Here is a 15,245-nt window from a genome sequence, read left to right as displayed (position 1 = left end):
CGCTAAAAGATTACAAAAAATAGAAAGTTTTCAACACTACCACGTTTTCGTAAAGCAATAAAAATTGCCTCTGGTCGAGCACGTTAATAAATTCATAATTTTGAAATTCGAAGTAAAATTAAAAACTTAACTAACAATCACAAACTCAAACTAATTTAAACAAAAAGTATGAAAACAATTTACAAAAAGTTGTTATTTTTATTCCTATTGTTGCCATTTAGTGTGTTAGCTCAAAGCACTCTAAACGGGACTGTTGTAGATGCTGCAACAGGTCAGCCAATACCGGGAGTAAATGTAAATGTACAAGGTGCTCCTGGAGGAACATCAACAGATTTTGACGGTAAATTTAAGTTAACAAATCTAAAAAATGGAGACAAAATTCTGGTTTCATTTATCGGATACAAAACTGAAACCGTAAATTATGCCGGTCAGTCAACTTTAAGCGTTTCTTTACAGGAAGATACCAATCAGCTGCAAGAAGTTGTGGTGCAGGTAGGTTACGGTACTGTTAAAAAGAAAGATGCCACAGGATCTGTCTCTCAAATTTCTGCAAAAGAATTTAATAAAGGTATCAACGTAACTCCAGAAAGTTTAATCGGAGGACGTATTGCTGGTGTAAATGTTGTTGGAGGAGGAGCTCCGGGCGCAAAAGCAGATATTAGAATTCGTGGAGGATCTTCTTTAAGTGCTTCTAATGATCCATTGATTATCTTAGACGGACTTCCGTTAAGTAATGCAGTTCCAAGTGGTGCTACAAGTATTTTATCTACTATTGATCCAAACGATATTGAATCTTTTACGGTATTGAAAGATGCTTCTGCTGCAGCTATCTATGGTTCGCGTGCCGCTAATGGTGTAATCGTAATTACAACTAAAAAAGGAACAAAAGGTGGTGTGAAAGTTAACTTCAGCTCTCAAGTTGGTATTAATACGGTTGCTAACACAGTTGATGTTTTAAGCGCAGATCAATTCCGTAACTTAGTAAATACTTTAGGAAATGACGCTCAAAAAGCAACCATGGGTACCGCTAGTACAAATTGGCAGAATGAAATTTTCCATACAGCTTTAACAACAAACAATAACATCTCTGTAAGCGGTTCATTATTTAACAAATTACCAGTACGTTTATCTGTTGGAAATGTTGATAATCCTGGAATCTTAAGAAACACTTCTTTTGAAAGAACAACGACATCGATATCGTTAAACCCAGTATTATTTGACAATCACTTAAAAATTGATATTAGCGGAAACTTGTCTTTCAGTAAAAATCAATTTCAGGATGAGGGTGCTGTAATTGGTTCAGCAATTAGTTTTGACCCAACTCAGTCTCCTTATCAAGCAGGTTCTCGTTATGGAGGGTACTTTGAGTGGTTAGAACCAAACGGAAATATTGCATTGTTGCCTGCTAAAAACCCTGTTGCTAGATTAAATCAGGAAGATAAAAGATCTAAATCTACAAGAAAATGGGGTAACATCAGCCTTGATTATAAATTCCACTTCTTCGAAGATTTAAGATTCGTAGCAGAAGCTGGTATCGACAGATTTGATAGCAGCGGTTATAACAGACAAAGTACAGAAAGTATTCTAGGATTCCAGCCAGTTGCTTTTACGGCTCCAGGTTATGTAAACTTAGGAAACTATGATACGTATACTGATGATCTTCAAAATAAAAATTTAAATACGTATTTTGTTTATAGCAAAAATCTAGGAAAACTTAAATTAGATGCTACAGCAGGTTACAACTATCAGTTGTTTCAAAAAGAAAAATACCAATCTGGAGCGCTTACACAACCTGTTGAGACTAGAAATGAAGATGTTATTACTGATCCAGATGTCAATTTACAATCTTATTTTGGTCGTTTAAATTTAGGTTGGGACAGTAGATATCTATTGACTTTAAACTACAGAAGAGACGGAACTTCTCGTTTCTCTGAAGAAAACAGATGGGGTAATTTTATGGGAGGTGCCTTTGCGTGGAATATTGCTGAAGAGTCTTTCTTAAAAGATAATGAAACACTTTCTAGCTTGAAATTGAGAGTTGGTTATGGTACAACTGGTCAGCAGGATATTTCGGCTCAGTATGATTATTTGAGAAGAGTTACTCTTGGTACTGTTAACACTCAATACGTATTTAATGGTGTTGTTTATAAAACAGCCAGACCTGAAGGATACAACCAGAACATCAAATGGGAAGAATTGGCTGAGATGAATATTGGAGTTGATTTCGGATTCTTAAAGGATAGAATTACAGGATCGGTAAACTATTTCGATAAAAAATCAACAGATTTATTAGCTGATGTATTGGTTCCGGATGGTGCAAACTTAAGAAACCAAGGATTTAATAATATTGGTAATCTAAGAACAAAAGGACTTGAGTTCAGTCTTCAATCTGATATCATCAAAAAAAGTGATTTTAATTGGAATGTTGCGGTTAACGCTACTTACTTAGATCAGAAAATCGAAAGTTTAGGACAGACTGTAGAAGGTTTCCAAGGTTATGAAGTTGGAGATAACATTCAAGGAGGAAATGGAAATAAGGTATTGATTAACACTGTTGGATTTGCTCCAAATTCATTCTTCGTTTACGAGCAGTTATACGATGCAAACAAAAAACCAATCGCTGGAGCTTATGTAGATAGAAATGGTGATGGTAAAATTGATGCTTCTGATCGTTACAGATACAAAAAACCAACAGCAGATTACACATTTGGTTTGTTCTCAACTTTAAACTACAAAAAGTTTGATTTTACAATGAACTGGAGAGCAAGTTTAGGAAATTACATTTTTGATAACGTAAATTCTAATCTAGGATATTCAGATGCAGCATTAAGAAGAAATAATGATTTGTCTAACCTTAGCTCAGATTATTTAAACACAGGTTTCAAATTTGAAGATAATGGAACACAACGTTATTTGTCTAATTATTACATAAAAGATGCTTCTTTCATAAAACTTGATAATGTAACTCTTGGATATACTTTAGATAAATCATTATTAAAAGATGTTTCATTAAGATTCTCTGCAGGTGTTCAGAATGTTTTTGTACTTACAAAATATGATGGGTTGGATCCGGAGAAATTCAACGGAATTGATGGCAACGTTTACCCAAGAGCTAGAACATATTTGTTTGGAGTAAATGCAAGTTTCTAATAGTACATTGAAAAACAAAATTTTAAAACATACAAAATGAAAATATCATTTAAATATATATCTTATTTCTTCCTATTTATTTTAGGGATAAGTATGACGCTTACTTCGTGTACTGACGATTTAAACGTGACGCCAAAGGATGATGATGAGTTTTTATCTGAAACTTTTTTTCAAGACCCAAACTCTTACAAACAAGTATTAGCAAAGTTGTACGCTGGTTTATATGTTGGAGGTAATGATGGAGATGGAGATGCAAGCCAGCCTGGTAGAAATCCTGATATTGCAGGACTTGGTGGAGATTTTAGCAGTTATCTACGTTTACTTTTTGTAACGCAAGAATTTACAACTGATGAAGCAATTATTGCTTGGGCCGATGGTACTTTGCCAACGTTAAACACTCAAACTTGGTCACCAAATAATGAGTTTTTATATGGGACTTATTCTAGAGCATCTTACCACATCAGTTTGGCAAATGAGTTTTTAAGACAAACTACAGATGACAAATTAGAAACCAGAGGTGTAGATGCAAATCTAAAAGCTGAAATTGCAACTTTTAGAGCGGAGGCTCGTTTTTTAAGAGCTTTTTCTTATGTTAACTTAATGGACTTGTTTGGTAATGTGCCAATTACTACAGAGGCTGATCCAGTTGGATTCTTTTATCCTGTGCAAAAATCAAGAGCAGAAGTTTTTGCTTTTGTAGAGTCTGAATTGAAAGAATTAGAAACTATCCTTCCAGAGGCAAAAGCAAATGAGTATGGAAGAATCGATAGAATTGCAGCTAAATTTTTATTGGCTCAAATTTATTTAAATTCTAAAGTTTATACTGGAACAGAAAGATATAATGAAGTAGGTACTTTATGTACAGAAATCATTAACTCGAACTACAAATTTGCAAATGTTCCTTACGCTTATCTGTTTTCTGCAGATAATGATAAAAATGGTGCTCAAAACGAGTTTATTTTCCCAATCATCAGTGACGGAATCGCTATTAGAGCAACTGGTGGTGGAATGAGTTTTATTCTTCACGCTTCTATTGGAGGTAGTATGGATGCTGCTTCAAGAGGAATGGATGGAGGTTGGCAGGGAATCAGAACTCGTAGAGAATTTGTCGCTCTTTTCCCTGATGCAACAGCAACTGGAGACAAAAGAGGTACATTCTATACTGACGGACAATCATTGGATATTACTAATATATCAACATTTACAGATGGTTATGCTGTAACAAAATATATTAATAAAAAAGCAGATGGTTCACCAGGACAAAGAACTGATATTCCTGATACCGATTTCCCAATGTTTAGAGTTTCTGATGCCTATTTAATGTATGCTGAAGCGGCAGTTAGAGGTGCAAGTACCGCTAATATAGGTACTGCAGTTGGTTATATTAACCAAATCAGAACTAGAGCTGAAGCCGCTCCAATTTCTGCTGCAAACCTAAATCTTGATTTTATTTTGGCAGAAAGAGGAAGAGAGTTATTCTGGGAATGCCACAGAAGAACAGATTTGATTCGTTTTGGAAAATTCACTGGAGGAACTAAAATCTGGCAATGGAAAGGTGGCGTGATGAACGGAACTGCGACAGAATCACACAGAGATTTAATGCCAATTCCTGCTAAAACAATTCAGGCTAATCCAACTTTGAAACAAAATCCAGGATACTAACATCTAATAAAACTGAAAAATGAAAAATATATATAAAGTTTTAATCGCATTTATTGGTGTGCTAGCGGTGTCATGTAATGCTGATGCTGTAGACGAGAGACCAGTTCTTGATGCGGTTGTGGCGCCAGAAATTACTGCTCCGGCAACAGGACAAAATTATGTCCTTGATGTTGAAAAAGCTGCAGAAGAAGTAGCTAAGTTTACTTGGTCAGCGGCAGAATATTCTAATACTGTATCAATTAGATATAATTTATTGATAGACAAAAAGGGAGGTGATTTTACAGCGGCTAAAGTCCTTGAAGCAACTACAAATAATGTAACAGAAGTTTCTGTACTTGCCAGAGATTTGAATCAGGCGGCAATTGATCTTGGGGGCGTACCCGAAGTAGCGGCCCAATATGATGTAAAAATTACATCAAATGTTTCAGGAGGATTTACTCAGGTTTCAAAAGGACTGATTTCTATTACTGTAACTCCTTATGTAGGTAAAGTAGATTATGATTTCAATGATTGGTATTTAGTGGGAGACGCTACTGTTTCGGGTTGGGATAACAACAAAGGAAACCAGATTTTGTTCAGAAGTGGAACAAATGCTAATGAATATAAATTTACGGGATTCTTTAAAGCGGGAGCTTTTAAAGCTATTAAAAACCTAGGAAGCTGGGCTCCAATGTATGGCGGTTCAGGTGGTTCTTTAGCATACAGAGGTGTAGAGGCTGATGCTGATCCTGCAAGTTTTGTAATTCCTGCGGATGGATATTATACTTTTAAAATGGATGTTCAGAAATTGACTTATTCATTAGAACCATATGCTGCTGGAGCTAGCGCGCCAAAATTTGATAAAGTTGGTATTATTGGAGATGCAACTGCTGAAGGATGGGTTGCTTCAACTCCTATGGTGAAATCAACATTCAATGCGCATATCTGGACTTTAGGCGTAACATCTCTAAATGATGGCGGAATGAAGTTTAGAGCTAATGATGCATGGGATGTGTCTTGGGGAGGAACTACAGCCTTTTCTGGTGGAGGAAATGGTGAAAATATTCCAGTAGCAAAATCTAAATATCTTATTTATTTTAATGATTTAGACGGAAGTTATGTGATGATTCCTAATCAATAAAACTTCAGTTAATAACTGAAAAAGGGCTATCTCCGGATAGCCCTTTTTTAATCGACTAACTAAACAATCACTATTATGAAAAAAACTCTACTATCAATATTTTTATTGATGGCGGTAACTCTTTTTGCCCAGCAACAAACAGTTACTTATTCAATAAATCCAACCACTTTTGAAGATACAACACCTGTCACGATAACCATTAATGGTACAAGTGTTAATGAAGCTTCATGGGGAATTAGCGCCACTCACGCATTATATCTTTGGTCTTGGTCTTATGATGTAAACGATACCAATCAAACAGATTCTCCATTAAACGGAACTTGGACTTCATCAAATGAGGCCAGTAAATTTACCTATAACGCAGGAGCCGATACTTATACAAAAACAATTACCCCTTCTTCGTATTTCGCAAGAAACGGAATAGGAAGAATTGGTTTTTTGATCAAAGCTAAAGATGGAACAGGAGACAAGAAATCGCAAGATATTCTTGTTGAAGTTGGTTCCTTTCAGGTTAGTTTGGCTTCGCCAATAGAAAACAGTAGCACGATTATTGCTTCAGGTGCAAGTTTTAATATTGCTGCAACCAATACCAATGGAGTGGCTAGCTACACATTGAAATCGAATGGAGCTACATTAAACACAGCAAGTACGGCCAATTATTCTTATACCCATACCAACATTGCCAGCAATCAAACCTATGAATTGATTGTGGTTCAGGGCACAACTACTATTGCAAAGAAATTTTCTGTGGTTGTAAATCCGAACACAGTTTCTGAGGCTATGCCTGCTGGCTTGGCTGATGGGATAAATTATAATGTTGCCGATGTTACAAAAGCAACTTTAGTTTTAGACGCGCCTTCTAAGGATTTTGTTTACGTTGCGGGAAGTTTTAACAATTGGCAACCAACATCAGCTTATGCTATGAAAAAAGATCCTGCTTCTGGAAAATTTTGGCTCGAATTAAACGGACTCGTGTCGGGCGTAAACAATACCTATCAATATTGGGTAGTTGACACAACTCCGCTAGCCAGCTCGCCCGTAATGGTAAAAACGGCAGATCCTTATGCTACTTTGGTTTTGTCTCCATATGATGATCCTTGGATCCCTGCAAAGTCCTATCCTAATCTGCCGGTTTATCCCTCAGGTCAGCAGTTTGAAGTTTCTGTTTTAAAAACAGGACAAACTCCATATAACTGGCAGGTGACGAATTTTATAAAACCTGAAAAAGAAAAACTGGTTGTTTATGAAGTTCTAGTTCGTGATTTCGACGCTGGCCGAAATTATCAAAGCTTAATTGACAAAATCGATTATTTTAAAAATCTTAAAATAAATGCAATTCAATTAATGCCGGTAATGGAATTTGAAGGTAACGAAAGCTGGGGTTACAATACGTCATTTCATATGGCTTTGGATAAATTCTACGGGACTTCGGATAAACTAAAAGAATTTATCGATTTGTGCCATCAAAACGGAATAGCAGTTATTCTTGATGTTGCTTTGAATCATGCTTTCGGAAGAAACCCACTGGTGAGGATGTGGATGAACGATCCAGACGGAGATGGTTTTGGGTCGCCAACTAGCGAAAATCCGTATTTTAATACGGCAGCAAGGCACAGTTACAATGTGGGAGAAGATTTTAATCATCAATCTGACAAAACACAATATTATGTACAAAGAGTAATCAAGCAATGGATTCAGGAATACAAAATTGACGGTTTTAGATGGGATTTAACCAAAGGATTTACACAAAACTGCACCGATTCGGATAATGCATGTACAGATGCTTATCAGCAAGATAGAGTAGATGTTTTAAAGAAGTACGCAGATTATTCATGGAGTTTAGACCCTACACATTATACTATTTTTGAACATTTGGGAACAGATGCAGAAGAAAAACAATGGGCAGATTACAGAGTTGCAGAAAGTCCAAGCAAAGGAATCATGATGTGGGGAAAAATGACAAACCCTTACAATCAATTGTCAATGGGATATGCTTCAGACAGCAATATTTCTAGAATGACCAGTTCGAGCAGAGGTTTTGCAGCAAATCGTTTAATGGGTTATGCCGAAAGCCATGATGAAGAACGTTTAATGTATAAGAATGTGCAATACGGAGCGTCTTCTGGATCTTATAATGTAAAAACATTAGATACTGCTTTGTCTAGAATGTCTGCAATTGGCGCGGTTTCGTTACTGGTTCCGGGACCAAAAATGATTTGGCATTTTGGAGAACTGGGCTGGGAGAATTCTATTTTTACCTGCAATAACAATTCTGTAAATACCGACTATGACGCAATAGGAGGAGATTGCAAATTAGACACAAAACCACAGCCGCAATGGACAGATAATTGGTTAGGAAATACAAATCGCAGTAAAATTTATAATGATTGGGCCAAGATGATTACGCTGAAAACCGTAGAACCAGTGTTTCTAGGAAGTGCGACAGTCTTAAATGCAAACTCATTAAGTGTAAATATTAAAATTACAAATGCGGCGCTAAATTCAACACAATTAAAAGATGTCTTGATTTTAGCCAATTTTGATGTTACAGCACAAAATATTTCGACAGGATTTCCGTACACCGGAACATGGTATAATTTGATGGACAACTCTGCCATAAATGTTTCAGATATAAATGCGCCAATAAACCTTCTCCCGGGAGAATACAGGATTTATGGTAACAAAACTGCAAATCTGGCAATAGAAGATTTTGAAAAAGAGAAAACGGTTAGTTTACATCCAAATCCGGTATCAAGTTATTTTACCTTAAATTTTGCTGTGTCAAAAGTGCAAGTTTATTCGGTTTCAGGAAGTTTGGTGAAGGATTTCACTTCAAATAACGATTTAAATCATCAATTCCATGTAAGCGATTTGAAAGCTGGATTATATCTGGTAAAGGCATTTGATGCAAACGGTAATTCGCAGACGATGAAATTCATTAAAAAATAAAAAGTAGTTAGGTTAGGTTAGTAATGAAAAGGGCTGTTCTATTAATTTAGACAGCCCTTTTCTGATTTGATTTTTTTACTTTTTTTTGTCGTTGTATTCGCCGATCACAGCAAAATACCCAAAAATTCCTAACCCTAAAACAATCAGTGGTGTGAGGATAAAAAGGATAATAATACCAAAAACCAGATCTTCCTGCTGATCCGATAATAATTTAGGCAGACCAAACTCAAACACGCAAAAGTACGCGGCCGCAACTGCCAAAATAACCCATAAAACGCCTAAAGCTTGTTTGACTGTATCCATGTTTTAATTATTAAAGATGATTAATTTTGTTTTTATTGTCAATGTAAATCATTCCTATTACAAAACAGACCGAAGCGATAATAATAGGATACCAAAGTCCGTCAAGGTAAAAATCACTTTTTCCGGCCGCTTTTGCATGCGTCACAAAATAAGTTGATATTGCCGGAAGCAGACCTCCAAAAATGCCATTTCCAACATGATAAGGAAGCGACATCGAAGTGTATCTGATTTTAGTTGGAAACATTTCAACCAAAAATGCTGCAATCGGACCGTAAACCATCGTTACAAATAATACCTGAACAAAAACCATAAATATCAATTTCCATTCGTCAGCAGAATTTATATTAATTGTAACTGTGCTTTGAGATTCTTTATCACTAAAAGCTGTTTTTTTTTCAATATACGAAGTCCCATCTGTATAGGTTTTAGAAATTGTAGTTACCGATGCATTATTAATATTTTCTGTATTTTGAGTGGTTTTTGCTGCGATTTCTGTTTTATTTTTAATATCTGTTGTATTATACATAGCGCTATAAATAGGTCTGTATAAGAAAATCGCCAATAGCATTCCGAGCATCATGATATATTTTCGTCCGACTTTATCGCTGAGCCATCCAAAAAAAATAAAAAAAGGAGTTCCTATCAATAATGCAATTCCGAGAAGGCTATCAACCTGCGAAGAGTCTATATTCATGACCGTTTTCATAAAACTCATAGCATAAAATTGCCCGGTATACCACACAACGCCTTGCCCCATGGTAGCGCCAAAGAGTGCTAGTAAAACAAATTTTAAGTTATAGCGGTTTCCAAAACTTTCCTTTAACGGATTGCTGCTTGTTGTTCCTTCTTTTTTAGCTTTCGCGAAAACCGGAGATTCATCCATGTTTTTTCTGATCAGGTAAGAAACACCAACCATGGCAATCGAAACCCAAAAAGGAACGCGCCATCCCCATAAATCAAAAGCTTCTGCAGAGAGTACAGTTTTGGTAGCGAGAATTACCATTAATGAAATGAACAAACCAACAGTAGCAGTAGTTTGAATCCAGGATGTCCAGTATCCTTTTTGGCCAGCAGGAGCGTGTTCTGCCACATAGGTAGCCGCGCCTCCATATTCGCCTCCGAGCGCAAGACCTTGAAGCAAACGTAAGATCAAAACCAGTAAAGGTGCAAGAAATCCGATAGTTTCGTAACTAGGAATGCAGCCAATCAAAAAAGTAGATCCTCCCATTAATAATAAAGTAGCCATAAAAGTATACTTACGACCGATGATGTCTCCTAGTCTTCCAAAGAATAAAGCTCCAAACGGGCGAACAACAAATCCGGCTGCGAAAGTGGCTAAAGTAGACAAGAATGCGGCTGTGGGATTATCGCTAGGGAAAAATTTTGTTGAAATAACGACGGCTAAACTTCCAAAAATATAGAAGTCGTACCACTCAATCATTGTTCCCATAGAAGAGGCTGAAATTACTTTCCAAATGCCCTTAGTAGAAGTTTCGCTCATAAAACTGCTTTATAATCTTGTTAGTAAATCAAGTTTAAAAATATAGTTTTACGAATATATAAGATATTTTTTTATTCAGTCAATACTTTTTTAACAAAAACTATTTATTTGTTGACATTTTGGTTTTAAAATCTAAAGTAAATTTGAAGAGGTTTTAAACCGCAGAGAGCGCAAAGATTTATGCAAAGGTTCGCAAAGTTATTTTTAAACTTTGTGAACCTTCCGTTTTTTTTTTTGCGGTCAGATAAAACAAAAAAGCATAAAAAACAAAAAACCCGAATATTGCTATTCGGGTTTTGTGGTACCTCCAGGGATCGAACCAGGGACACATGGATTTTCAGTCCATTGCTCTACCATCTGAGCTAAGGTACCGTGCTTGTTTGTTGCGGGTGCAAAGATAGAATCATTTTCCGTTTATCCAAAACATTTTTTTAAAAAAATCAATTCGTATCTTCGCAACAGCAAAAAATGAGTTATGATTTTAACAGTTGATGTTGGAAATACTAGAATTAAAGCGGCTGTATTTGAGGGTGATACTGCTTTAGAAAATTTTATTTTTGAAAAAAATGAACTCGAAAAAAAAATTGAAATAATTTTAAAAAAGTATTCTGAATGTACCGATTTAGTAGCCGCATCAGTCGGTCAAATCGAAAAAGAAGCTTTTTTGACATTCGAAAACGTCTTAAAAATACATTTTCTAACGCACGAAGATGTTTTTCCGTTTATCAATAAATATGCAACGCCAAAAACTTTAGGAATCGACCGAATGGTTTTAGCGTCGGGTGCGGTTTTGCAGTTTCCTAAAAAAAATAGACTAGTCATAGATGCAGGAACTTGCGTTACCTACGATTTTGTCGACGAAAATGACCATTATCTGGGGGGCGCTATTTCTCCAGGGCTTCGTTTGCGATATGAATCGATGCATAATTTTACGGCCAAACTGCCGTTATTGGCATTAGAAGCTCCAGATTCCTATATAGGAAACTCGACCACACAAGCAATGCATTCGGGAGTTGTTAACGGTTTCGTCTATGAGATTGACGGATTTATCGATGAATATCGCAGACAGTTTTCAAATTTTATCATAATTTTAACGGGAGGTGATGCAGATTTTTTGGCTAAACGATTAAAAAATACCATATTTGCCAATTCAAATTTCCTGCTGGAGAGTTTGAGCCAAACATATCAATATAAAATCGACAATGATTAAAAAACTTATAATAAGCGCATGTCTGCTTATGTCGTTCGTTTCATTCGCGCAGCAAGGTACCGCTTCGCCTTATTCTTTTTATGGAATTGGTGAAGCAAGATTTAAGGGAACTTTGGAGTACAGATCTATGGCAGGGGTTGCAGTAGAGCAGGACAGTATTCACCTTAATATAGAGAATCCAGCAAGTTATTCCAATCTTGGGCAAACAACTTTTACGGTTGGAGGAACTTTTGCTACTTCAAATCTAAAAACCAGTTCTCAGTCTGAAAAAGCGCAAAGAACTACTTTTGATTATTTAGCGTTAGGAATCCCAATGGGAAAACTAGGAGCTTCTTTCGGATTAATACCCGTTTCTTCTGTTGGATATAAAATTCTTAACGATAATACAGGAACAGAAGGCGCTACAAGTGCGCAGCTTGATGGAAAAGGCGGTGTTAATAAAGTATATTTTGGTTTGAGCTACAAAATTATGCGCAACTGGAATGTGGGTGCCGATGTGCAGTATAATTTCGGAAAAATCACAACGACTAGTATTGAAGCAGTTACCGGTGTGCAGAATGTTACTACAGAAGAGAATATTGCAGAGCTTTCTGGAGCAAGCTTCACAATTGGTACCATGTATCAGACCAAGCTTTATAAAAAGGTTAATTTATTTACTAGTTTAAGCTATGCTTTTGCAAGCACTCTAAATTCAGATAATACTAGAACAATTACAGTAAGCGGTGATGCAGACCCATATACATATGCACCAAATTCTCAAGAACTAAAACTTCCGAACAAATTAAGTCTTAGTGCCGGTATTGGTGAGTCGAGAAAATGGCTGATAGGTACAAGCATGGTTTTTCAAGGCGAAGGACAGTATGCAAATTATTACAACCAAAGTTCAAATGTGCAGTACGAGAAATACTCTAAATATGCGATAGGAGGATATTTTATTCCTAATTACGCTTCATTTACAAATTATTTCAGCAGAATTACTTATAGAGCAGGATTGAAATACGAAAAAATTGGTTTGATCGTAAAGAATGAATCTATTAAAGATGTCGGAATGACATTAGGGGCAGGTTTCCCTATTACAGGATCTTTTTCAAATGTTAATCTTGGAATTGAATTTGGTAAAAGAGGCACAGTGTCTTCTGACTTGGTTCAAGAAAATTACGTGAATTTTAGCGTAAGCTTCTCGTTTAACGACAGATGGTTTGTGAAAAGTAAATTCAACTAAAAAACATTGTTTTTTTTACTTTTTTAAGCTCATTACAATTTACTACTTTTGGCAAATGAATGTACCAAAAAGATATAGTCTTATAGTTGTCACAGTTTTTGCTGTGACACTGTTTTTTGGATGCGAGAGTAATTTTAAAGAAGTTCAAAAAATTAATTTCTCCGAATTTGTCCCTGCAAGCGACGCCGACACAGTCAATATAAAATATACAGATTCAGGACGTATCACAGGAGTTCTGATAAGTCCAAAAATGCTTGATTACTCCAATCTAGATTTTCCTTTCACCGAATTTCCAAAAGGAATAGATGTCACTTTGTATGATAAAAAACAAAAGCGTACCTTTATAAAAGGTAATTATGCTGTTTCATATAAAAATACAGGAATTATCGATTTGATCGGGAAAGTAAAAATAACATCAGAAACAGGGCAGGTCTTAGAAACAGAACAATTGTATTTTGATCAGAAGAACGAGTGGTTTTATACCGAAAGGAAATTTAAACTGACCGATGCAAAAGGAGTTTCATTTGGACAGGGAATAGATTTCAGCAAAGATTTTAAAGTAATCAATTCACAGCGTGTAAGCGGTGAGATTGAATCATCAGAAGAATAAATATTATGGGTTATTTAAAATATACACAATACGTTTACATCGTTTTTGGACTTTATTTTGTTTACGACGGTTTTACAAAATTAAACGAGCAAGATGATAATGCTTCTTTAAGTTTTATTATTGCCGGAATGGCTATTTTCATGTTCTTTTTTAGGAGAAGATTTGTCAAAAAGTTTGAAGACCGCAACAAAAAAAAGTAAAAAATGGAAATTAGTATTATAATCATATGTTTAATACTAGCTGCTTTTTTTTCGGGAATGGAAATAGCTTTTATTTCTTCCAATAAAATTTATCTTGAAATCGAAAAAAAGCAAGATCATTTTTTATCCCGTATTTTAACCAAACTTACCGAAAACCCATCAAAATTTATTGCTGCGATGCTCATTGGCAACAATGTAGCGCTGGTAATCTACGGGTTTTTTATGGGCGATATTATTCTCGGCTGGATTTCCTATTTCGGTTTTTCGTTTTCAAACTGGCTCAACGTTTTGGTGCAGACCTTGATCGCGGCGCTTATTGTTTTGCTGACTTCCGAATTTTTCCCAAAAGTCTTTTTCCAGATTTACGCCAATTCGCTTATTAAAATTTTCGCGCTTCCAGCTTATTTATTCTATAGGATTTTTTATTATATCTCGAGTTTTTTTATCTGGATTGCCGATTTTGTGCTAAGCCGATTCTTTAAAACTGAGGGCGACCAAGTGCATTTGTTCAGCAGAAGCGAACTTGGAAATTTTATTACAGAGCAGATGAGCACTGTAGAAGATGACGAAGAAGTTGATTCTGAAATTCAGATTTTTCAGAATGCTCTCGAATTTTCTGGAGTTAAGGCAAGAGATATAATGTCGCCGAGAACAGAAATAGCTGCAGTCGATTTATTTGACAGCGTCGATGACCTTAAGGCTATGTTTATAGAAACCGGCTATTCTAAAATAATGGTCTATCAGAATAATTTAGACGATATAGTAGGTTATGTGCATTCGTTTGATTTGTTTAAAAAACCAGCGACTATAAAATCGGTTTTGATGACCGTCGAATTTGTTCCTGAGACCATTCTTATAAAAGATGTGTTGACATTATTATTGAAAAAACACAAAAACGCAGCCGTTGTTTTGGATGAATATGGTGGCACTTCTGGAATTGTCACTGTCGAAGATATCGTAGAAGAACTGTTCGGCGAAATTGAAGACGAACATGATCTTGACGAGGAATTGATTGAACAAGAACTAGGAGAGGGTAAATACTTGTTTTCGGCAAGATTAGATGTAGAATATCTCAATGAAACCTATAAATTAATGATTCCCGAAGAAGATTCATACGGAACTTTAGGCGGGTTTATAGTAGACTTTACAAAAGAAATCCCTCAAAAAGGAGAAAAAATTGTAATTGATAACTTTCATTTTGTCATAAAAGAAGCCACAAACAAGAAAATTGAATTGGTTAAATTGACAATAAAAGAGTGATTTTTTTAATTAATGAAAAAAATTGTGTAAAATAAAACCCTAGTTGTATTGTTATTAA

At 35.7% G+C, this 15,245-nt stretch carries 11 protein-coding genes and 1 tRNA gene; 9 read left to right on the top strand and 3 right to left on the bottom strand.

All coding sequences use genetic code 11. From position 1 onward, the window contains the following. The first annotated feature begins 168 nt into the window (after positions 1–168). The 4 genes from E0W73_RS06985 to E0W73_RS06970 all read left to right on the top strand — a co-directional run bounded on the left by E0W73_RS06985 (position 169) and on the right by E0W73_RS06970 (position 8,881). On the top strand, positions 169–3,150 hold the full coding sequence (locus tag E0W73_RS06985) for a SusC/RagA family TonB-linked outer membrane protein (protein ID WP_135221375.1): 2,982 nt from the start codon (positions 169–171) through the stop codon (positions 3,148–3,150). Between the two features lie 36 nt (positions 3,151–3,186). Beyond that, positions 3,187–4,812, top strand: a complete 1,626-nt coding sequence (locus E0W73_RS06980; protein WP_135221374.1) for a RagB/SusD family nutrient uptake outer membrane protein — start codon at positions 3,187–3,189, stop codon at positions 4,810–4,812. A gap of 19 nt (positions 4,813–4,831) precedes the next feature. Further along, positions 4,832–5,932, top strand: coding sequence for a SusE domain-containing protein (locus tag E0W73_RS06975; RefSeq protein ID WP_135221373.1), 1,101 nt, complete (start codon positions 4,832–4,834; stop codon positions 5,930–5,932). A gap of 75 nt (positions 5,933–6,007) precedes the next feature. Further along, positions 6,008–8,881: an alpha-amylase family glycosyl hydrolase gene (locus tag E0W73_RS06970; protein WP_135221372.1), complete on the top strand. Its 2,874-nt coding sequence runs from the start codon at positions 6,008–6,010 to the stop codon at positions 8,879–8,881. A 75-nt stretch (positions 8,882–8,956) separates the two neighbouring features. On the opposite strand, the gene E0W73_RS06965 is transcribed toward E0W73_RS06970, so the two are convergent. From E0W73_RS06965 to E0W73_RS06955, 3 genes are all read right to left on the bottom strand, one after another. Beyond that, positions 8,957–9,184 (bottom strand): DUF6814 family protein, encoded by a 228-nt coding sequence (locus E0W73_RS06965; RefSeq protein WP_135221371.1) that lies wholly within the window; start codon positions 9,182–9,184, stop codon positions 8,957–8,959. A gap of 10 nt (positions 9,185–9,194) precedes the next feature. Further along, positions 9,195–10,685 carry an MFS transporter gene (locus E0W73_RS06960; RefSeq protein WP_135221370.1) on the bottom strand — a complete coding sequence of 497 codons (1,491 nt, stop codon included), beginning with the start codon at positions 10,683–10,685 and terminating at the stop codon, positions 9,195–9,197. A gap of 299 nt (positions 10,686–10,984) precedes the next feature. Next, a tRNA-Phe gene (locus E0W73_RS06955) sits at positions 10,985–11,057 on the bottom strand. Between the two features lie 103 nt (positions 11,058–11,160). Here E0W73_RS06955 and E0W73_RS06950 point away from each other — a divergent pair. From E0W73_RS06950 to E0W73_RS06930, 5 genes are read left to right on the top strand one after another with little or no spacing between them, the layout of a single operon-like run. Continuing rightward, positions 11,161–11,895 (top strand): type III pantothenate kinase, encoded by a 735-nt coding sequence (locus E0W73_RS06950; RefSeq protein WP_135221369.1) that lies wholly within the window; start codon positions 11,161–11,163, stop codon positions 11,893–11,895. Further along, positions 11,888–13,117 (top strand): hypothetical protein, encoded by a 1,230-nt coding sequence (locus E0W73_RS06945; RefSeq protein WP_135221368.1) that lies wholly within the window; start codon positions 11,888–11,890, stop codon positions 13,115–13,117. Before E0W73_RS06950 ends, E0W73_RS06945 begins: the two co-directional genes overlap by 8 nt. Before the next feature lie 55 nt (positions 13,118–13,172). Next, positions 13,173–13,727, top strand: a complete 555-nt coding sequence (gene lptC / locus E0W73_RS06940; RefSeq protein WP_135221367.1) for an LPS export ABC transporter periplasmic protein LptC — start codon at positions 13,173–13,175, stop codon at positions 13,725–13,727. Positions 13,728–13,732: 5 nt separating this feature from the next. After that, on the top strand, positions 13,733–13,927 hold the full coding sequence (locus E0W73_RS06935; RefSeq protein WP_135221366.1) for a hypothetical protein: 195 nt from the start codon (positions 13,733–13,735) through the stop codon (positions 13,925–13,927). Positions 13,928–13,930: 3 nt separating this feature from the next. Beyond that, complete coding sequence (locus E0W73_RS06930) at positions 13,931–15,187, top strand: hemolysin family protein (protein WP_135221365.1); 1,257 nt, start codon at positions 13,931–13,933, stop codon at positions 15,185–15,187. The last annotated feature ends 58 nt before the right edge of the window (positions 15,188–15,245 follow it).

Origin of the sequence: Flavobacterium foetidum (genome assembly GCF_004634245.1) — a bacterium.
GTDB classification, from domain to species: domain Bacteria; phylum Bacteroidota; class Bacteroidia; order Flavobacteriales; family Flavobacteriaceae; genus Flavobacterium; species Flavobacterium foetidum.
Note: the sequence above shows the minus strand (reverse complement) of the source record. Positions and strands in the feature narration are given on the sequence as shown.

Excerpts from the sequence above, each read along its gene's own strand:
- E0W73_RS06985 (WP_135221375.1), top strand. The coding sequence starts at position 169 with ATGAAAACAATTTACAAAAAGTTGTTATTTTTATTCCTATTGTTGCCA.
- E0W73_RS06930 (WP_135221365.1), top strand. The coding sequence starts at position 13,931 with ATGGAAATTAGTATTATAATCATATGTTTAATACTAGCTGCTTTTTTT.
- E0W73_RS06960 (WP_135221370.1), bottom strand. The coding sequence starts at position 10,685 with ATGAGCGAAACTTCTACTAAGGGCATTTGGAAAGTAATTTCAGCCTCT.
- E0W73_RS06970 (WP_135221372.1), top strand. The coding sequence starts at position 6,008 with ATGAAAAAAACTCTACTATCAATATTTTTATTGATGGCGGTAACTCTT.
- E0W73_RS06945 (WP_135221368.1), top strand. The coding sequence starts at position 11,888 with ATGATTAAAAAACTTATAATAAGCGCATGTCTGCTTATGTCGTTCGTT.
- E0W73_RS06975 (WP_135221373.1), top strand. The coding sequence starts at position 4,832 with ATGAAAAATATATATAAAGTTTTAATCGCATTTATTGGTGTGCTAGCG.
- E0W73_RS06980 (WP_135221374.1), top strand. The coding sequence starts at position 3,187 with ATGAAAATATCATTTAAATATATATCTTATTTCTTCCTATTTATTTTA.
- E0W73_RS06965 (WP_135221371.1), bottom strand. The coding sequence starts at position 9,184 with ATGGATACAGTCAAACAAGCTTTAGGCGTTTTATGGGTTATTTTGGCA.
- E0W73_RS06935 (WP_135221366.1), top strand. The coding sequence starts at position 13,733 with ATGGGTTATTTAAAATATACACAATACGTTTACATCGTTTTTGGACTT.
- E0W73_RS06950 (WP_135221369.1), top strand. The coding sequence starts at position 11,161 with ATGATTTTAACAGTTGATGTTGGAAATACTAGAATTAAAGCGGCTGTA.
- lptC (WP_135221367.1), top strand. The coding sequence starts at position 13,173 with ATGAATGTACCAAAAAGATATAGTCTTATAGTTGTCACAGTTTTTGCT.